Origin of the sequence: Roseomonas indoligenes, from assembly GCF_017813365.1 — a bacterium.
In the GTDB taxonomy this organism is placed as follows: domain Bacteria; phylum Pseudomonadota; class Alphaproteobacteria; order Acetobacterales; family Acetobacteraceae; genus Roseomonas; species Roseomonas indoligenes.
Genome location: NZ_JAGIZA010000009.1, coordinates 51,138 through 68,801 on the forward strand (window position 1 = coordinate 51,138; position 17,664 = coordinate 68,801).

Annotated in this window: 16 protein-coding genes; 4 read left to right on the plus strand and 12 right to left on the minus strand. The window is 69.4% G+C overall.

Going from position 1 to position 17,664, the window contains the following annotated elements; translation table 11 throughout:
• Nucleotides 1-20 precede the first annotated feature (20 nt).
• Nucleotides 21-524: a GNAT family N-acetyltransferase gene (locus J5Y10_RS15340; RefSeq protein WP_209374912.1), complete on the minus strand. Its 504-nt coding sequence runs from the start codon at nt 522-524 to the stop codon at nt 21-23.
• Between the two features lie 87 nt (nt 525-611).
• On the opposite strand from J5Y10_RS15340, the gene J5Y10_RS15345 reads away from it, so the two are divergent.
• Nucleotides 612-1,604 (plus strand): Bug family tripartite tricarboxylate transporter substrate binding protein, encoded by a 993-nt coding sequence (locus J5Y10_RS15345; RefSeq protein WP_209374913.1) that lies wholly within the window; start codon nt 612-614, stop codon nt 1,602-1,604.
• 321 nt (nt 1,605-1,925) lie between these two features.
• Here J5Y10_RS15345 and J5Y10_RS15350 read toward each other — a convergent pair whose 3' ends face one another.
• The 7 genes from J5Y10_RS15350 to cyoA are packed head-to-tail and all read right to left on the minus strand — an operon-like array spanning nt 1,926 to nt 8,818.
• Nucleotides 1,926-2,471 (minus strand): response regulator transcription factor, encoded by a 546-nt coding sequence (locus J5Y10_RS15350; RefSeq protein ID WP_209374914.1) that lies wholly within the window; start codon nt 2,469-2,471, stop codon nt 1,926-1,928.
• The gene (locus J5Y10_RS15355) at nt 2,449-3,801 is read right to left on the minus strand and encodes an ATP-binding protein (RefSeq protein WP_209374915.1); all 1,353 of its coding nucleotides are present in this window, start codon (nt 3,799-3,801) and stop codon (nt 2,449-2,451) included. The genes J5Y10_RS15350 and J5Y10_RS15355 overlap by 23 nt, the downstream gene beginning before the upstream one ends.
• 54 nt (nt 3,802-3,855) lie before the next feature.
• Nucleotides 3,856-4,623 carry an SURF1 family protein gene (locus J5Y10_RS15360; RefSeq protein WP_209374916.1) on the minus strand — a complete coding sequence of 256 codons (768 nt, stop codon included), beginning with the start codon at nt 4,621-4,623 and terminating at the stop codon, nt 3,856-3,858.
• A 19-nt stretch (nt 4,624-4,642) separates the two neighbouring features.
• Nucleotides 4,643-5,053 (minus strand): cytochrome o ubiquinol oxidase subunit IV, encoded by a 411-nt coding sequence (gene cyoD / locus J5Y10_RS15365; RefSeq protein WP_209374917.1) that lies wholly within the window; start codon nt 5,051-5,053, stop codon nt 4,643-4,645.
• Complete coding sequence (gene cyoC, locus J5Y10_RS15370) at nt 5,050-5,682, minus strand: cytochrome o ubiquinol oxidase subunit III (protein WP_209374918.1); 633 nt, start codon at nt 5,680-5,682, stop codon at nt 5,050-5,052. Before cyoC ends, cyoD begins: the two co-directional genes overlap by 4 nt.
• Nucleotides 5,683-5,686: 4 nt before the next feature.
• Nucleotides 5,687-7,684, minus strand: coding sequence for a cytochrome o ubiquinol oxidase subunit I (gene cyoB / locus J5Y10_RS15375; protein ID WP_209374919.1), 1,998 nt, complete (start codon nt 7,682-7,684; stop codon nt 5,687-5,689).
• A 3-nt stretch (nt 7,685-7,687) separates the two neighbouring features.
• The gene (gene cyoA, locus J5Y10_RS15380; protein ID WP_209374920.1) at nt 7,688-8,818 is read right to left on the minus strand and encodes a ubiquinol oxidase subunit II; all 1,131 of its coding nucleotides are present in this window, start codon (nt 8,816-8,818) and stop codon (nt 7,688-7,690) included.
• A 177-nt stretch (nt 8,819-8,995) separates the two neighbouring features.
• Here cyoA and J5Y10_RS15385 point away from each other — a divergent pair, with 177 nt between their 5' ends.
• Nucleotides 8,996-10,366, plus strand: a complete 1,371-nt coding sequence (locus J5Y10_RS15385) for an MFS transporter (protein WP_245214760.1) — start codon at nt 8,996-8,998, stop codon at nt 10,364-10,366.
• Between the two features lie 494 nt (nt 10,367-10,860).
• Here J5Y10_RS15385 and rpsA read toward each other — a convergent pair whose 3' ends face one another.
• The 4 genes from rpsA to J5Y10_RS15405 form a co-directional block, all read right to left on the minus strand.
• Nucleotides 10,861-12,591, minus strand: a complete 1,731-nt coding sequence (rpsA, locus tag J5Y10_RS15390) for a 30S ribosomal protein S1 (protein WP_209374921.1) — start codon at nt 12,589-12,591, stop codon at nt 10,861-10,863.
• Nucleotides 12,592-13,044: 453 nt separating this feature from the next.
• Nucleotides 13,045-13,767 (minus strand): IclR family transcriptional regulator, encoded by a 723-nt coding sequence (locus J5Y10_RS15395; RefSeq protein ID WP_209374922.1) that lies wholly within the window; start codon nt 13,765-13,767, stop codon nt 13,045-13,047.
• 61 nt (nt 13,768-13,828) lie between these two features.
• On the minus strand, nt 13,829-14,749 hold the full coding sequence (locus J5Y10_RS15400) for an SMP-30/gluconolactonase/LRE family protein (protein WP_209374923.1): 921 nt from the start codon (nt 14,747-14,749) through the stop codon (nt 13,829-13,831).
• A gap of 9 nt (nt 14,750-14,758) precedes the next feature.
• The gene (locus tag J5Y10_RS15405; protein ID WP_209374924.1) at nt 14,759-15,769 is read right to left on the minus strand and encodes a Bug family tripartite tricarboxylate transporter substrate binding protein; all 1,011 of its coding nucleotides are present in this window, start codon (nt 15,767-15,769) and stop codon (nt 14,759-14,761) included.
• Nucleotides 15,770-15,896: 127 nt separating this feature from the next.
• Between J5Y10_RS15405 and J5Y10_RS15410 the strand changes: the two genes are divergently transcribed.
• Entirely contained in the window at nt 15,897-16,577 is a 681-nt protein-coding gene (locus J5Y10_RS15410) for an RraA family protein (RefSeq protein WP_209374925.1), read from the plus strand.
• Nucleotides 16,578-16,610: 33 nt separating this feature from the next.
• The gene (locus tag J5Y10_RS15415) at nt 16,611-17,639 is read left to right on the plus strand and encodes a hydroxyacid dehydrogenase (RefSeq protein WP_209374926.1); all 1,029 of its coding nucleotides are present in this window, start codon (nt 16,611-16,613) and stop codon (nt 17,637-17,639) included.
• Nucleotides 17,640-17,664 lie beyond the last annotated feature (25 nt).

Consider the following 17,664-nt stretch of genomic DNA (forward strand, 5'->3'; position numbering starts at 1 on the left):
CCGCTGGGCCGAGGCGCGGCTCAGCGATTCCCGGGCGGACCGGCTTGGTCCTTCCGCATGAACAGCACGGGCAAGATCACCCCGTCGCCCACGGGCCGCTCCCCCGGGCGTTCGGCAACGTAGCCCAGGCTCTCGTAGAAGGGCACGGCGCCGAGATAGGCGCGCAGGACGAAGCGCGCATGCCCCGCCGCCCGCGCCCGCTCCTCCGCCGCCTGCACCAGCCGCGTCGCCAGGCCCTGCCGCGCGGCGTCCGGATGCACGAAGACCTTGCGGATCCGCGCCGCACCGTCCGCCTGCGGCAGCCAGCCCGCGCTGCCCAGCAGGATCCCCTCCCGCTCCGCCACCCACATGTCGCTGGCCAGCACCTCCGGCGCGTAGTCCGGCGCCTCCAGCATGGCGCGGTAGGCGGGCACGACGGAGGGTGGGTAGGCGGCGGTGGCCAGCGCCGCAAAGGACGCGCCGTGCAGCGCCACCAGCGCCGGGATCTCCCCCTCATGCAGGGGGCGCAGTCGGGCTGGGTTCATCACGGCTTCCGGGATGGGGTTGTCGGGCGCAAGATCGCTGCCTCGAACGGCCCCGCCAAGGGCCGCGCAACGGGCTGAGGAAATACCATGCGCTCCCCCATCACCGGCCGCCGGCCCCTCCTGGCCGCAGTCCTGCCGGCCCTGGCCGCCCCCGCTCTGCTCCCCACCGGCGCGCTGGCCCAGAGCGCCTTCCCGAACCGCCCGATCCGCTTGGTCGTCGCCTTCGCCGCCGGCGGCAACTCGGACACCATGTCCCGCCTGATCCAGCCCCGCCTCTCGGAGTTCCTGGGCCAGCCGGTGGTGGTGGAGAACCGCGCGGGCGCGGGCGGGGCGCTCGCCGCCGGCCAGGTCGCCAGCGCCCCGCCAGACGGCCATACCCTGTTCTTCGACGCGGCCTCCTTCATCATCGCCCAGTTCATTCACCGCAACCTGCCCTTCGACTACGAGCGCGACTTTCAGCCCGTCGGCATGGTGGCGGAGGTGCCCTACATCCTCGCCGTCACCGCCGGCACCGGCATCCGCGACCTGCAGGGCTACCTGGAGCAGACGAAGATCACGCGGGACGGCATGCCTTTCGGCTCGCCCGGCGTCGGCAACACCGGTCACCTCGCCGGTACCCTTCTGGCCCACCGCAGCAACACGAAGATGGAGCACGTGCCCTACCGCGGCGGCTCGGAAGTCGCGCGCGACCTGGCGGCGGGATCCCTCCCCTCCGGCTATCTCTCCCTCAACTCCCTCTCCCCCGTGCTGGAATCCGGCAAGGCCCGCGCCATCGCCCTGACCAGCGGCACCCGCATGGGGATCGAGAGCGTACCCACGATTGCCGAATCCGGCTTCCCCGGTTTCGACCTCACCAGTTGGAACGCCATCTTCTGCCGAACCGGCACACCCGAGCCCATCCGCCGCAAGCTGGAGGAGGCGGTGAACTTCGCGACACGCGACGACGAGGTGCGCCAACGCCTGGCCACCATGGGCGCCACCGCCGTGCCCGCCGAAGCGGACCGCCTGGCCGCGCGCCTGGTGAGTGAGCGGGCGCTTGTGCAGAACCTGATGCGGGATACGGGGATCAGCTTCGGGTAGGGAAGTCGCTGTCCCGATCCTTTACTTCCGGTCTGTCCTGGAGAGAGGACGAAGGAATTCTTCCTCTCTCCGTGCCCGTTCGAAGCAGTGCTTCGAACTCATCATCTTTTTCTTCAAGTTGGCATCACCCGGCTGACGGTGCGCCTCGGCTCGATGAGCCGAGGCGACTGCAGGGACGAGATACGGCCGATCACGCCGAAACCCCGCATCAGGCCGATGCCGCGCCAGCCTGAAGCAGGTCCAGGAGCCTCAGGCTCCTGGTGGGGGGTCCAGGGGGCGGCGCCCCCTTCCGGACCGATCAGAACAGGCCCAAGGCCCAGCCTAGTCCACCTGCCGCTTCTCGAGCTTTCGCGCCAGCGTCCGCCGGTGCAGCCCCAGCCGGCGCGCGGATTCGGAGACGTTGAAGCCCGTTTCCGCCAGGGTCTGATGGATCCGCTCCCATTCCAGGGTCTTGATGGAGGTGGGGCGATGGCTCAGCGGGATGTCCGCCTTTCCTTCCACCCGGCCGAAGGCGGCCTCGATATCGTCGGTATTGGATGGTTTGGCCAGGTAGTGGCAGGCGCCAAGCTTGATGGCTTCCACCGCCGTCGCGATGCTCGCGAAGCCCGTCAGCACCACGATCCGCATGTCCGGGTCGTGCTCGTGCAGGGCCTGCACGCAGGTCAGGCCGCTGGCGCCCTCCAGCTTCAGGTCCACCACCGCGTAGTGCGGCGTCCGCTCGCGCAGCAACGCCGTCATCTCTTCGAGGCCTGAGGCGACCATCACCTCGTAGCCCCGCCGCTCGAAGGAGCGCCGCAGGGTGCGGGAGAGGCTGACATCGTCCTCCAGGATCAGCAGCAGCCGCTCAGGCGGCGTCTCGTCCGGCATCCTCGCCTCCCTTTCCGATCGCGATGGCGGAGAGCGGCAGCGTGACCGTGACCACGGCCCCGCCCTCCGGCCGGTTCGCCGCGCCCACGCTGCCGCCGAGCTTTCGCACCACGTTCACCACCAGGAACAGGCCGAGGCCGCGCCCCTGCTTGCCCTTGGTGGAGCTGTAGGGCTGCCCCAGCCGCGCCAGCATCTCCGGCGGGAAGCCCGGGCCGTCGTCGCTCACCGCCAGGCGCAGCAACCGTCCCTCCCGCACGGCGGTGAGGCGGATATGGGTGGCCGGGGCCTCCTGCGCATTGCTGGCAAGGTTGAACAGCACCTGCTTCAGGATCGGGTCCGCGGCGATGGCCAGATCCGGGCCGGAACGATCCACGAATTCCAAGGTGCTGCCCGGCCGCGTCTCGTTCCACTCGGCCACGAACTCCGCCAGGAAGGGCCGGAGCGTTGTCCGCGCCGCCCCCTCCCCCCGCGCCTCGCCGGCGGAGAGGAGGATGCCGGAGATGATCGTCTTGCAGCGCCGCACCGCCACCTGCATCTCCTCCATCTCCGCCTGCAGGTCGGGGATGGCCCGCAGCGCCGGCATGCGCTGCCAGTCGCCGAGAATGACCGAGAGGGTGGCCAGCGGCGTGCCCAGCTCATGCGCGGCGCCGGAGGCGAGAAGGCCCATCCGCACGATATGCTCCTCCTGCATCGCCTGCTCCCGCAGATGGGCCAGCCGCGCGTCGCGCACGCGCAGGTTCCGGCTGATGCGGGTGACGAAGATCACCAGCAGCACCGCGTCCAGCACGAAGCAGACGAGGAAGCCCTGGAGGTGCAGCCGGTAGGGATCGGCGCCCAGCGTCTCCGGCAGGATCAGCGGCCGGTGCAGGAAGGAGAGGCCGAGCACGCAGAGGCAGGTGACGGCCGCCACCGCCCAGGCCGCGCGCAACGGCAGCAGCACCGCCGCCAGCGTGACCTGCAGCAGGAAAAGCGAGATGAAAGGGTTGGTCACCCCGCCGCTGAGGAAGAGCTGCGCCGTCAGCGCCGCCACATCCAGCATCACCACGACGAAGAGTTCCCAGGACCGCACGGGCGCCCGCAGCCGCAGCCGCACCAGGCTGGCCAGGTTCAGCAGCACCAGCCCCGCCGCGACCATCCCCATCCCGCGCAGCGGCAGGGAAACCCCCAGCCCCACATGGGAGAAGCCCGCCGTCACCACCTGGCCGAACACGGCCATCCAGCGCAGCTGCACGAGCTGCAGCATGTTCTTGCGCCCGGCCGTATCGGCCCGCACCGCGGGAGGAGGGGGAAGCCCCGCCACGGTCGCCACGGCCTCCGTTTCCCGGCCCATCACACCCTCCGAACCCGGCCCGCGGGTGGCTTCAACGGCCCGGTGCCGGGGATGTCACGCCCGGCCCCGCCGCGCCCGCCACTCCGACAGGAGCAGGAAACAGGTGGCCCCGGCCAGCATCAGCGCCAGGCCGTACCAAGTCAGCGCGTAGATCAGGTGGGTGTTGCGGAAGGCGATCACGGTCAGCCCACCCACCGGCGGCCTCGGATCGGAGGAAACCTCGGCATCCACGAAGTACGGGGCGACCGGCCCTTCGAGGCCCCGGGCGGCGGCAATGGCGGCCACGTCGCGGGAGTACCACCAGCCGCCGGCGGGGTCGTTCGCGCGCAGGAACCCGCCACCGGGTTCAGTGATCCGCAGCAGCCCGACGATCTCCTCCTCCGCGGCGGGGGGCGGCGTGGCCGTCCGCTCCGCCGTGCTCCGCTCCCCCGGCACGAAGCCACGGTTCACCAGCACCAGCCAGCCCTCATCCACGCGGAACGGCTCCAGCAACCAGAAGCCGCCGCCGAGCGCCGTGGTGCCGGCCACCAGCGTCCCACGCCCCGGCAGGAAGCGGCCGGAGAGGCGGACATGCCGGTACTCGTCGGAGGCCGTGCTCACCCCCGGCCAGGCGGCAGGGCCGGGCGCGGGCACGGCGGGGGCATGCACCCGCGTCTCCACCCGCTCGATCAGGTCCAGCTTCCAGGCCCGGCGCGCCACCTGCCAGTTGCCCAGCGAGACCGTCACGCCGACTCCCAGCAGCAGGAGCGCCAGAAACGCGAGGAGCCGGGCCGGCCGGCGGGCTCCCCCGTCTTCCACGCCCGGCCCCTTCATTCCGGCCATGCGACCCGGCGCCTTCCCGTCAGTCCATGTTCCGCATGTCATGCGGCATCAGCATCATGTTGGCATTCATGTGGTACATGACCCAGATCGAGCCCGCGAGGGTGATGACCACCACCACCAGGGTGAAGATCAGCGCCAGCATGGTCCAGCCGCCCTCGGCCCGGCTGTTCATGTGCAGGAAGTAGATCATGTGGACGACGATCTGCACCACGGCCAGGGCCATGATGACAAAGGCCGTCACCCGCGTGTCGGAGAACACGTCCCCCATCACGAGGGCGAATGGGATGATCGTGAGGATCGCGGCCAGCACGAACCCCGTCATGTAGCTCCTGAACGACCCGTGCGGCGCGGCGCCGTGGTCGTCATGCCAGTTGCCGCCATCGGCGCCGTGCGCCGCGTGGCCGTCGGCGCGCGCTGCTTCCGCGCTCATCCCAGAACTCCCATCAGGTACACGAAGGAGAAGACGCCGATCCAGATCACGTCCAGGAAGTGCCAGAACAGGCTGAGGCACATCAGGCGCCGGCGGTTGTCCTCGATCAGCCCGCGATGGGCCACCTGGATCATCAGCACCACGAGCCAGAGGATGCCGAAGGACACGTGCAGCCCGTGGGTGCCGACCAGGGTGAAGAAGGAGGAGAGGAAGGCGCTGCGCCAGGGGCCCGCGCCCTCATGGATCAGGTGGTTGAACTCATAGAGCTCGAGCCCGATGAAGGCCACGCCGAAGAGGCCGGTCACGCCGAGCCAGAACAGCGTGCCCCACTTCTTCCCCCCTTCCATCTGCAGCATCGCGAAGCCGTAGGTGATGGAGGAGAACAGCAGCATGGCGGTGTTCACCGCCACCAGCGGCAGGTCGAACAGCTCCTTCGGCGTCGGCCCGGCCGCGTAGCTGCGGCCGAGCACGCCGTAGCAGGCAAACAGCACGGCGAAGATGAGGCAGTCGCTCATCAGGTAGAGCCAGAAGCCCAGCGCGGTGCTGGACCCGGCATGCGCGTGCTCGTCCTTCTCGAGGTAGAAGACGACCTTCTCGCCGTCCGAGGCAGGGCTCACGGATGCGGACATGGCCTCAGTCCCCCGCCACGGCGACGCTGCGGGCCTGTTCGGTCCGCGCCACCTCGTCGGCCGGGATCCAGTAGTCCCGGTGATAGTTGAAGGTGTGGATGATGGCGCCGAGCACGATCAGCGCGAAGCTGCCGGCCGCCAGCCACCACATGTACCAGATCATCCCGAAGGCGAAGCCGGTGGAGAGGATCGAGAGGATCACCCCCGTGCCCGTGTTCTTCGGCATGTGAATGGGCTGGAAGCCCGAGAGCGGCATCTTAAACCCGCGCTTCTTCATGTCGTACCACGCGTCGTGGTCGTGGATGACCGGCGTGAAGGCGAAGTTATAGGGCGGCGGCGGGGAGGAGGTGGACCACTCCAGCGTGCGCCCGTCCCAGGGGTCGCCCGTCACGTCGCGCAGCTGCTCCCGGCGCAGGAAGCTCACCACTAGCTGGATCAGGAAGCAGGCGATGCCGCAGGCGATCAGCACGGCGCCGAAGGCCGCGATGAGGAAGTAGATCTGCAGCGACCCGTCCTCGAAGTGGTTCAGGCGGCGCGTGACGCCCATGAGGCCGAGCACGTAGAGCGGACCGAAGGCCACCCAAAAGCCCACCAGCCAGAACCAGAAGGAGAGCTTGCCCCAGAACGGGTCCAGCACGTAGCCGAAGGCCTTGGGGAACCAGTAGTTGATCCCCGCCAGCATGCCGAACAGCACGCCGCCGATGATCACGTTGTGGAAGTGCGCCACCAGGAACAGCGTGTTGTGGAACTGGAAGTCCGCGGGCGGCACGGCCAGCATCACGCCCGTCATGCCACCGATCACGAAGGTCGGCATGAAGCCCACCACCCACAGCATCGGCACCTCGTACCGGATGCGGCCGCGGAACATCGTGAACATCCAGTTGAAGATCTTCGCGCCCGTCGGGATCGAGATGATCATCGTCGTGATCCCGAAGAACGAGTTCACGCTGGCCCCCGACCCCATGGTGAAGAAGTGGTGCAGCCAGACCAGGTAGGCGAGGATGGTGATGACCACGGTCGCGTAGACCATGGAGGTGTAGCCAAACAGGCGCTTGCCGCAGAAGGTGGAGGTGATCTCGGAGAAGACGCCGAAGGCCGGCAGGATCAGGATGTAGACCTCGGGGTGACCCCAGATCCAGATCAGGTTCACGTACATCATCGCGTTGCCACCAAGGCCCGCGGTGAAGAAGTTGGTCCCGACGTAACGATCGAGCGAGAGCAACGCCAGGGTCGCGCCCAGCACGGGGAAGGAGGCGACGATGAGGATGTTGCTGCACAGCGCCGTCCAGGTGAAGATCGGCAGCTTCATCATCGTCATGCCCGGCGCGCGCATCTTCACGATGGTCGCGATCAGGTTCACGCCGGACAGCGTTGTCCCGACGCCCGCCACCTGCAGGGCCCAGATATAGTAGTCCACCCCCACGCCCGGACTGTTCGTGATGTCGGACAGCGGCGGGAAGGCCAGCCAGCCCGTCATCGCGAACTCACCGATGAAGAGCGACATCATCACGATGATCGCGCCCGCGGTGGTCATCCAGAAGCTGAAGTTGTTCAGGAAGGGGAAGGAGACGTCCCGCGCGCCGATCTGCAGCGGCACCACCAGGTTCATCAGCCCCGTCACCAGCGGCATGGCCACGAAGAAGATCATGATCACGCCGTGGGCGGTGAAGACCTGGTCGTAGTGATGCGGCGGCAGGAAGCCCGGGTTGTCGAAGGCGATGGCCTGCTGGGTGCGCATCATCAGCGCGTCGGCGAAGCCGCGCAGCAGCATCACCACAGCCAGGATCACGTACATGATCCCGATCTTCTTGTGGTCCACGCTCGTGAACCACTCCTTCCACAGGTAGCCCCAGAGGCGGAAGTAGGTCACCGCCCCCAGCAGCGCGAGCCCGCCCAGCGCCACCGCCGCAAAGGTGGCGACGAGGATCGGCTCGTGGATCGGCAGGCTCTCGAAGGAGAGCCGGCCGAAGACGGAGGTCCAGAAATCCGGGTTGGAGAACATGTCTTACTCAGGGGTTCCGGTAAGGGGGGCGGGAGCAAGGGCCAGGACAGGCCCCGCCTCGCTGGTCTCGGTCAGCAGGCCCGTGGGCCGGCTGGGGGTGCAGAAATCCAGCACGTAGGTGCGGTCCGATTCATGGCCCACGCCCTCGCGCCGGGCGACGCCGCCCGCGTAGACGCGCCGGGTGGCCGTGTTGATCGCCGCGACGGGGCCGATGCCGCCGCGCGCGTCCAGCCGCGCCATCTCGCTCATGCACATCCGGCCGGGCTCCACGCACTGGTCGGCGATGGCGTTGAACAGACCGGGATCGACGGAGGCGAAGCGTCGCGGCGCATCCTTGATGCTCGGCTTGGCGAGGGCGAGGTACTCCTCGCGGCCCAGGTTGCCCTGGCTGCCACCCTGGCCGGCCTTTGTCTCGGCCACCCAGCGGTCGAAATCGGCTTGCGGCATGGCGCGCATGTTGAAGTGCATGTCGGAGAAGCCCGCCCCACTGTAGTTGGCGGAGAAGCCCAGGTAGTCGCCGGGCTTGTTCATCACGGCGTGCAGCCGCGTCACCATCCCCGGCATGGCGTAGACCATCCCGGCCATCTCCGGGATGGAGAGGGTGTTCATCACGGAGGAGGAACTGAGGCGGAACTGGATGGGAACGTCCACCGGAACCGCCAGTTCGTTCACCGTCGCGAAGCCCTGCTGCGGGTAGATGAACAGCCACTTCCAGTCCAGCGCGACCACGTCCACCTCGACCGGCGCCATGCCCTCCGGCACGGGCCGCGAGGCGTCGATCCGCGCCAGCGGGCGATAGGGGTCCAGCAGATGCGTGCTCACCCAGGTGAGCGCACCGAGCGCCACGATGATGACCAGCGGTGCGGTCCAGATGATCACCTCGAGCCCGGTGGAGTGGTACCATTCCGGATCGTACTTGGCCTTCGTGTTGGAGGCGCGGTAGCGCCAGGCGAAGTACAGCGTGAGGAGGATCACCGGCACGACGATGATGAGCATCAGCACGGTGGAGGCGACGATCAGGTCGCGCTGCTGCATTGCCACGTCCCCCGAGGGGTGAAGGACGGAGAGCTTGCAGCCGGTGAGGACGGCCATGAGGGCCATCAGGGGCAGAAGACGCAGGATCTTGCGGGACATGCCGTTCATTTGTGGACCATGGTGCAGCGCAGCGCGGACATATAGATTGTGGGGCCGGAGCGGGATAGGACAGTTTGTCCTATCGGTTCCCGGCGGCGCGTTATGGTAGCTGCAGCAGGCTGCATCGGTGTTCCCCAGGGGATCACGACACTGCCTTATGTTAGGTGAGGGTTGGACTTGAGCACGAGCATCGGGCCCCAGGGCATGGCGCATTCCGCCGGCCAGCCGCATTCGACGGAGCTGGAACGCCACGCCCGCGAGGCCAACCGCGGCCACGGCGGCAAGGAGCATCCGGTCGCGCCGGGCGAGATCGCGATCGGCGTCGTCATCGGGCGCACGTCGGAGTTCTTCGACTTCTTCGTCTACGCCATCGCCTCGGTGCTGGTCTTCCCGCGCTTCCTCTTCCCGGAATCCAGCCCCAATACGGGGATGCTGCTCTCCTTCGCGCTGTTCGCCCTGGCCTTCGTCGCCCGGCCGATCGGCTCGGTGATCTTCATGTGGGTGGACCGCCGGCACGGCCGCGCGGTGAAGCTCACCATCGCCCTGTTCCTGCTGGGTTCCGCCACCGCCGGCATCGCCTTCCTGCCCGGCCATGGCTGGGTCGGCGGCTGGGCGGCCGCCCTCCTCGGCCTCTTCCGCTTCGCCCAGGGCATCGCCCTCGGCGGCACGTGGGACGGGCTGGCCTCCCTGCTGGCGCTCAATGCCCCGGAGAAGAAGCGCGGCTGGTACGCTATGCTGCCCCAGCTCGGCGCCCCGCTCGGCTTCCTCCTGGCGGCCTCCATCTTTGCCTTCCTCCTCTCCGCCCTGCCGGACGGGGATTTCCAGGACTGGGGCTGGCGCTACCCCTTCTTCGTGGCCTTCGCGGTCAACGTGGTGGCCCTCTTCGCCCGCCTCCGGATCGTGGCGACCGACGAGTTCTCCAACCTGCTGGAGAAGGACGAGCTGCAGCCGGTCCGCGTCAAGGCGCTGATGCAGGAGAACGGCCGCAACGTCGTCATCGGGGCCTTCGTCCCGCTGGCCACCTTCGCCCTCTTCCATCTCGTCACCGTCTTCCCCCTGGCCTGGATCATCCTCCAGACCGAGCGTGACGGGCGCGATGTGCTGGAAGCCCAGATGATCGGCGCCGCCGTGATGGTGTTCACGGTCCTGCTCTCCGGCTGGATCGGGGACCTGATCGGCCGCCGCCGCCTGCTCGGCATCAGCGCGGTCCTCATCGGCGCCTTCGCCTTCGCCGGACCCTACTTCCTCTCCGGCCGCAACTCCGGCCCCGATACCTTCATCATCCTCGGCTTCGCCCTGCTCGGCCTCTCCTTCGGGCAGTCCAGCGGCGCCGTGGCTTCCCGCTTCACCCGCAACCTCCGCTACACGGGCTCCGCCCTCACCTCAGACGCCGCCTGGCTCATCGGCGCGGGCTTCGCACCCCTGGTGGTGCTCGCCCTGTCCAACGCCTTCGGCGTCGCCGCCGTGGGCGCCTACCTCCTCTCCGGCGTGGCCTGCACCCTCCTGGCTCTCACCACGAATCGCCAGTTGGAGATGCGGGACCGCTAGGGCGGGCTCCTCCCGACAGGAAGGCGGGCGGCCCTAGGGTCGCCCGCTTTTTTTGTGCCTGGAGCGCGGGTGGTCCCAGGGAAGAGAAAGAAGCCTCTTCCCTGGGACGCCCTCCCATCTTTTTCTGGAGGCCTGCCGCGGGATGCCCGTTTCGCGGCTCGCCTGAGGTCGATGACCTCAGGCGACCAACACGGCGGCACTGGCTGACACGGTGTCGGGAACCTGTCAGCGCCCCCTTCGATCATCGCATGCGCGGTAGCCCGATCGCGGGGTCCGGGGTGGCCCTTGCCGTCCCGGCGGGGTTCCAGGGGCGGCGCCCCTGGAGACCACCGGCGCGTCACCCGATGGTTTCGTGGTGGCGGCAGTACTCTCGACGCCAGGCGTGGCTTGAGACATGCCCCCGGGGCGAAGGCCCGGGCCATTCGCCGCACCGCCCAAAGAAAAAGGGCCGTCCCTCACGGGACGGCCCTTTCAGACTGCCTTCCGGCGGACGATTACTCGTCCGAGGAGAGGTTCCGGCGGCGGATGGCCGCGCCGAGGATGTCGCCGAGCGAGGCACCGCTGTCGGAGGTGCCGAACTCCTTCACAGCCTCGCGCTCCTCCTCGATCTCCTTGCCCTTGATGGTCAGGGCCAGGCGGCGGGCGGCGCGGTCCACGGCCGTCACCTTCGCATCGACCTTCTCGCCGATCGCGAACTTCTCGGGGCGCTGGTCGCCACGGTCACGGGCCAGCTCGGCGCGCCGGATGAAGCCCGTGAGGACCTCGTCCACCTTCACCTCGATGCCGTTCGCCTCGACCTTCGTCACGATGCAGGTGACGACGTCGCCCTTGCGCACCTTGTCCAGCACCTCGGCGGCCGGATCGGCCTCGAGCTGCTTGATGCCGAGGGAGATGCGCTCCTTCTCGATGTCGATGTCGAGGACCTTGGCCTTGACCATGTCGCCCTTGTTGTAGTTCGCCATCGCCTGCTCCGGCGACAGGTCCCACGACAGGTCGGACATGTGGACCATGCCGTCGATCTCCGGCGCCAGACCCACGAACAGACCGAACTCGGTGATGTTGCGGATCTCGCCCTCGACGATCGTCCCGGGGGCGTTGTTCTCCATGAACACCTCCCACGGGTTGCCCTGGGCCTGCTTCAGGCCCAGCGAGATGCGGCGCTTCGGCTCGTCCACGTCCAGGATCATCACCTCGACCTCCTGGGAGGTGGCGACGATCTTGCCGGGGTGGACGTTCTTCTTCGTCCAGGACATCTCGGACACGTGCACGAGGCCCTCGACGCCCGGCTCCAGCTCCACGAAGGCGCCGTAGTCGGTGATGTTCGTCACGCGGCCGGAGAACTTGCCCTGCACCGGGTACTTGGCGGCAACGCCATCCCAGGGATCGGCCATCAGCTGCTTCATGCCGAGGCTGATGCGCTGGGTCTCCGGGTTGAAGCGGATCACCTGCACCTTGACGGGCTGGCCGATGGTCAGCGCCTCGGAGGGGTGGTTGATCCGGCGCCACGCGATGTCCGTCACGTGCAGCAGGCCGTCCACGCCGCCCAGATCCACGAAGGCGCCGTAGTCGGTGATGTTCTTCACCACGCCGTCGAGCACCATGCCTTCCTTGAGGCCCTGGATCAGCTCGGAGCGCTGCTCCGCACGGGTCTCCTCGAGAACGGCGCGGCGGGACACCACGATGTTCCCGCGGGCGCGGTCCATCTTCAGGATCTGGAAGGGCTGCGGGGAGCCCATCAGCGGCCCGACATCGCGCACCGGGCGGATGTCCACCTGGGAGCCGGGAAGGAAGGCCACGGCCCCGCCGAGGTCGACGGTGAAGCCACCCTTCACGCGGCCGAAGATCACGCCGTTGACGCGGACGTTCGCCTGGAACTGCTTCTCCAGGTTCGTCCAGGCCTCCTCACGGCGGGCCTTCTCGCGGCTCAGCACGATGGAGCCGTCGCGGTCCTCGTAGCGCTCCACGAAGAGCTCGACGAGGTCGCCCGGCTTCACCTCGGGCTTGGCGCCCTGGGGGGCGAATTCACGGAGGGGAACGCGCCCCTCGGACTTGAGGCCGACATCGACGACCGCGACGTCGTCATCGATGCGGATCACCTTGCCGGTGACGACCGAACCGGCAAACCCGGTGTCAGCGCCCAGCGTGGCGTCGAGAAGGGAGGCGAAATCCTCGCCGCCGGCGCCCATGGAGGACGAGGCCCGGTCGAGGGTGGTGGCAGAAGCCATGTAGCGATGTGTTCCTGAGAAGGCGGCAAGCCGCCCTGGGGTCCTGCGCCCCACCCCACGCCCGCCAAAGGCCGGCCGAGATGACACGACTTGCCCGGCTCACCGGGCCATCCTGGGGAAACACCCACGTATGGGTACGCAACCGCGGGTCGAACCCTCGGGCGCGACCGTGCTTTACGCCAGTCCAGCGCGAGAATGCAAGCATTCCGGCCAAGGGGCTCCGCCAAGGGCCTGAGGCCCTTGAATCCCCGTTTGGCTGCCGCCACGCCGGCCTGATACGGGGTTTCGGTGCAAGGGCTTTACCCTGTCCTTGCAGTCGCCGCAGGTCTTGGCCCCGAGGCAAGCATCAGCCGGGAAGGCCCAAAGTCTAGAAAAAGATGATGGTGAGGGGTCCGGGGAGAGGAAGAATTCCTTCTTCGTCTCCCCGGGACAGACCGCCCTCCCAGGACGCGCTCACCGCCCTGCCGCCAGCCCCAAGCCGCCGAGCGAGCGCGTCAGTTCCGCCGCGGCGCCAAGGAGGGATGGGCTGGCGTCCTCCGCCGCCTGCCGGGTGAGGCGGGTCACCGGGCCCGTGAGGCAGAGGGCGCCCGCGAAGCTCTCGCCCGGGCCGAAGACGGGGGTGGCCATGCCCGCGACGTGGGGATCCCTCTCTCCGCCCGTGTAGAGCGGAACTTCCATAGAAGCGGCTTCCGGCGGCAGCGGCACGGCGCCGAAGATGCGGAGCACCTGGGCGATGGCGGAGTTGTCCATCGGCAGCATGTCGCCCTGGCGGACATGCAGCCGCAGGCGGTGGGGGGAATCGACCCGGTAGAGGCAGAGCCGGTGCTCCCCGCTGCGCACGTAGAAGGAGGCGCTCTCGCTCGTTTCCGCCACCAGCCGCTCCAGCACCGGCATGACATAGGCCTCCACCCGGAAGGACTGCTGGTAGACGGAGCCGAGCCGGAACAACTCCGCCCCCAGGCGGTAGGCGCCGTCGGGCAGGCGGGTGAGGTAGCCGTGCTCCTCCAGCGAGATCGCCAGCCGCATGACCGTGGTCTTCACCAGCCCCGTCCGGGCGGTCAGCTCGGCCAGGGTCACCGCGTCGTCGCCCTTGCGGAAGGCCGAGAGCAGGGTCAGGGCGCGGCCCGCCGAGGCAACGCCTTCCAGCGAGGCGTTCGGGCGTGTGGGGGTCGTCATGGCGGGCACCGTTACGGTCCGCCCCGCGGCGCGGCAAGCCGGCCGGCCGTTCCGCGCCCCATCAGGGGGCGTGGGAGTGGAGCGGCAGGCCCGGCACCTCCAGCACGGCGCGAAGGATGCTCCCGGTCTCGGACTCAGTGATGAGGAGCTCCGCCGTGCCCGGGCGGAAGGCGAGGTTCGTGGTGGACCAGCCGGCGCAGGAGGCGATGCGCGCCAGGGGCTCGGCGCGGGGGGAGAGGCGCCAGACGGTCCCGAAGCCGGCATGGGCGACGAGAAGGCCGCCCTCCGTGTCCAGCGCCAGCCCGTCCGGGCCGCTGGGGCCGCCATGGAGGTTGCAGAAGATGCTCGCCTTCGTCACGCTGCCATCGGCGTGCAGCGGCAGCCGCCAGATCTGGTTGGCCCGCGTCACCGCCACCAGCAGGAAGGAGGCGTCCGGCGCGATTACGATGCCGTTGGGGCTGGGCACCGTGCCGATGAGGAGGTCCAGGCGCCCGTCCGCGCCCAGGCGGTACACCCGCCCCGTGGGGTCCTGGAGGCCGGTCTGCCCCTGGTCGGTGAAGTAGAGCTCGCCCGCGGGGCCGAAGACGAGGTCGTTCACGCCCTTGAAGCTCTCGGAGCGGGCCGTCTCCAAAAAGGGCGTCACCGCGCCGCTGTCGGGGTCCAGCAGCATGATCCCGCGCTTGTAGTCGGTGATGAAGATCCGGCCGTCCCGGTGGATCTTCAGCCCGTTCGGCCAGCCGTCATACTCGGCCAGCTGCTCCCAATCTCCCTCCGGCGAGACGCGGAAGACGCGGCCGAAGGGGATGTCGGTGACGTAGAGCCGGCCCTGCCGGTCGAAGGCAGGCCCCTCGAGGAAGCTGTCCACCGGCTTGCCCGCGCGATTGGCGTCGCCCCAGGAGGTCCGCCGCGCCTTGCGGAAGCGGTCGGGCAGGCGCGTGAAGAGTTCGGTCTCGATGCGAGGCGGCGGGGCGAAGAAGCTCATCGCCGCGCCCTACTGCCGCTCGATGCCGCCGGAGGCCGCGACCCCGCGCCAGCGCGCCGCCTCCTCCGTCAGCAACCCGGCGAAGGCGGCGGGGGTGATGCCGCCGGGCTCGGAGCCGAGATCGGCGATGAAGGCCTTCATGTCCGGTGCGGCGAGGGCGCGGACCATCTCGCCGTGCAGCCGCGCCACGATCGCGTCCGGCGTGCCCTTCGGCGCCACCAGGCCCGACCAGTTGATCACGCTGAAGCCCGGCAGACCGGCCTCCGCGAAGGTCGGCACATCAGGCAGGGCGGCCACCCGGTGCTCGCCACTGATGGCGACCGGGCGAAGCTGGCCGCCGCGGATGTTCCCCAGCGCCGAGCCGGGCGAGATCATCACCAGGTCCACATTGCCCGAGAGTACGCCGATCACCGCCTCTCCCGCCCCGCGGAAGGGCACGTGATAGAGCTTCACCCCCGCCGCCCGCTCGAAGGCGAGCGTGGCGAAGTGCGGGGCGCTGCCGTTGCCGCCCGTGCCGTAGGTGAGCTTCTCCGGATCCTTCTTCGCCGCGGCGATGAGGGAGGCGAGGTCGCGATAGGGCGACTTCTCCCCGACCGCGAGAAGGATGGGCGAGAAGGCCGTGACGCTGATCGGCTGGAAGGCGGTCGCCTGGTCGAAGGGCAGCCGGCTGAAGAGGTAGGGCAGCATGGCGTAGGTGTTGTCCATTGCCAGCAGCGTGTAGCCGTCCGCAGCGGCGCGCGCGGCCTCGCCGGCGCCGATCGTGCCGGTGGCGCCGGACCTGTTCTCCACCACGAAGCTCTGGCCCATCGCTTCCGTCAGCTTCTGGGCGATGCGGCGCGCCAGCGTGTCCACGGCCCCGCCCGGCGCCCAGGGCACGATCACCCGGACCGGGCGGGACGGGTATTCCCCGGAATTCGCCCCCTGGGCCAGGGCCGGGCGCGGGAGCCCGGCGAAGGGCGTGGCGAGGCCGGCCCCGAGAAGGGCGCGGCGGGCGATGCGGTGGGTCTGGCGACAGGACACTTGCGCTTCCTCTTCCCGTTCGGCTATTTCGAAACGCCGTTGCATTTTCTTGGCGCCGTTCTGGCACTGGGGAAGAGCCGGTGTCAACAAACTGGCGCGGAACAGCGCCGTATCCGGGAGGACGGCCGTGACGATCGGCTTCCGTATCCATCGGCGCACCCGTGAGGTCGACGCCGCGATCGTCACCCGCTTCCGCGACCTTCCCGTCGCGAATGTCAGCGACGTGATGTCGCGCATGACCGCCGGTGGCGCCCGCCTGCGGCCGATGCACACCCCCGGCGTCGTGCTCGCCGGCCCCGCCCTGACGGTGCGGACGCGCCCCGGCGACAACCTGATGATCCACAAGGCCATCTCCCTCGCGCAGGCGGGCGACGTGATCGTGGTGGATGCGGGCGGGGACCTGACCAATGCCCTGATCGGCGAGCTGATGCTGGCGCAGATGGTGCGCCGCGGCCTCGCCGGCATCGTCATCAACGGCGCGATCCGCGACAGCGCCGCCATCCGCGCGCAGGACTTCCCGGTCTTCGCAGCCGGGGTGACGCATCGCGGCCCCTACAAGGACGGCCCGGGCGAGATCAACGTGCCGGTCGCCATCGACGGCATGGTGATCGCGCCGGGCGACCTCGTCCTCGGCGACGATGACGGCCTGCTCTGCGTCCCCTTCGGGGAGGCGGAGGCGATCCACGCCGCGGCCTCCGCGAAGCACGCGGCGGAGGAGAAGCAGATGGCGAACATCGCCGCCGGAACCCATGACGCGTCCTGGGTGGACGCCTCGCTCCGCAAGCTGGGCTGCGAAGGGCTCGAGTAGAGCCCCCTTCCCCTCTCTCCAGGAAGCCGATCCATGACCGACAGCGCCGCGCGCCCCAATGTTCTCGTCTCCGCCGCATGGCTTGCGCAGGAAGCCGTCACGATGCTGGAGGAGGCGGGCTACGCCGTTCGCTGCACCAGCGGCTACCCGGGCGAGGCGGAGCTTCTTGCCGCCATCCGGGAACACCGGCCGGTGGCGATCCTGCACCGGCAGGGCCGCATCGACGGCACGGTGATGGACGCCGCCGCGCCGGAGCTTCGGGTGCTGGCGCGCCACGGCGCGGGGATCGACGGGATCGACATCCCCGCCGCCCGCGCGCGCGGCCTGACCGTGACGCGCGCGGCGGGCGCCAACTCCCGCTCCGTCGCCGAGCACGCCATGGCGCTGATGCTGGCGATGCTGAAGGACCTGCCCTCCGTCACCGCCGGGATGCGGGACGGACTGTGGGAGAAGACCTCGCGCATGACGCGCGACATCGACGGGATGACGCTCGGCATCGTCGGCTACGGCGCCATCGGCACGAAGGTCGCGCGCATGGCCGCCGCCTTCGGGATGCGCGTGCTGGCTTACGACCCCCTGCTGCCCGCCGGCCCGCTCCCCGGCCCCGCGGAGCGGGTGGAGGCGCTGCCGGAGCTGCTGCGGCAGTCCGAGGTGGTGTCCCTGCACCTGCCGCTGGAGCCGGAGACGCGCAACCTGATCGGCGCGGCGGAGCTGGCGCTGCTGCCGCGCGGCGCGATCCTCGTCCACACCGCCCGCGGCGGCATCGTGGACCAGGACGCGCTGCTCGCCGCCCTCGATTCCGGCGCGCTGAGCTGGGCGGGCGTGGACGTCTTCGCGATGGAGCCGCTGGAGGAGGGAAGCCCCTTCCGCACCCATCCGCGCGTGATGGCCACCCCGCATCTGGCGGCCAACACGCCGCGCGGCGCGACCGGCATGGCCTGCGGCGCGGCGGAAAGCATCATCGCCGTGCTCGCCGGCCGCCTGCCGGCGCTGGAGGGCGCGGTGGTGGTGCCGGGCGGCCTGCCGGGCGGCCTGCCGGCCGGCCTCGTGCCGGCGGTCTGACAGGGCACGACGAGCAAAGGCACGG

Excerpts from the sequence above, each read along its gene's own strand:
- J5Y10_RS15360 (WP_209374916.1), bottom strand. The coding sequence starts at position 4,623 with ATGGCCGGAATGAAGGGGCCGGGCGTGGAAGACGGGGGAGCCCGCCGG.
- J5Y10_RS15340 (WP_209374912.1), bottom strand. The coding sequence starts at position 524 with ATGAACCCAGCCCGACTGCGCCCCCTGCATGAGGGGGAGATCCCGGCG.
- J5Y10_RS15355 (WP_209374915.1), bottom strand. The coding sequence starts at position 3,801 with ATGGGCCGGGAAACGGAGGCCGTGGCGACCGTGGCGGGGCTTCCCCCT.
- cyoD (WP_209374917.1), bottom strand. The coding sequence starts at position 5,053 with ATGAGCGCGGAAGCAGCGCGCGCCGACGGCCACGCGGCGCACGGCGCC.
- J5Y10_RS15400 (WP_209374923.1), bottom strand. The coding sequence starts at position 14,749 with ATGAGCTTCTTCGCCCCGCCGCCTCGCATCGAGACCGAACTCTTCACG.
- J5Y10_RS15415 (WP_209374926.1), top strand. The coding sequence starts at position 16,611 with ATGACCGACAGCGCCGCGCGCCCCAATGTTCTCGTCTCCGCCGCATGG.
- J5Y10_RS15350 (WP_209374914.1), bottom strand. The coding sequence starts at position 2,471 with ATGCCGGACGAGACGCCGCCTGAGCGGCTGCTGCTGATCCTGGAGGAC.
- cyoA (WP_209374920.1), bottom strand. The coding sequence starts at position 8,818 with ATGTCCCGCAAGATCCTGCGTCTTCTGCCCCTGATGGCCCTCATGGCC.
- cyoC (WP_209374918.1), bottom strand. The coding sequence starts at position 5,682 with ATGTCCGCATCCGTGAGCCCTGCCTCGGACGGCGAGAAGGTCGTCTTC.
- J5Y10_RS15395 (WP_209374922.1), bottom strand. The coding sequence starts at position 13,767 with ATGACGACCCCCACACGCCCGAACGCCTCGCTGGAAGGCGTTGCCTCG.
- J5Y10_RS15345 (WP_209374913.1), top strand. The coding sequence starts at position 612 with ATGCGCTCCCCCATCACCGGCCGCCGGCCCCTCCTGGCCGCAGTCCTG.
- cyoB (WP_209374919.1), bottom strand. The coding sequence starts at position 7,684 with ATGTTCTCCAACCCGGATTTCTGGACCTCCGTCTTCGGCCGGCTCTCC.
- rpsA (WP_209374921.1), bottom strand. The coding sequence starts at position 12,591 with ATGGCTTCTGCCACCACCCTCGACCGGGCCTCGTCCTCCATGGGCGCC.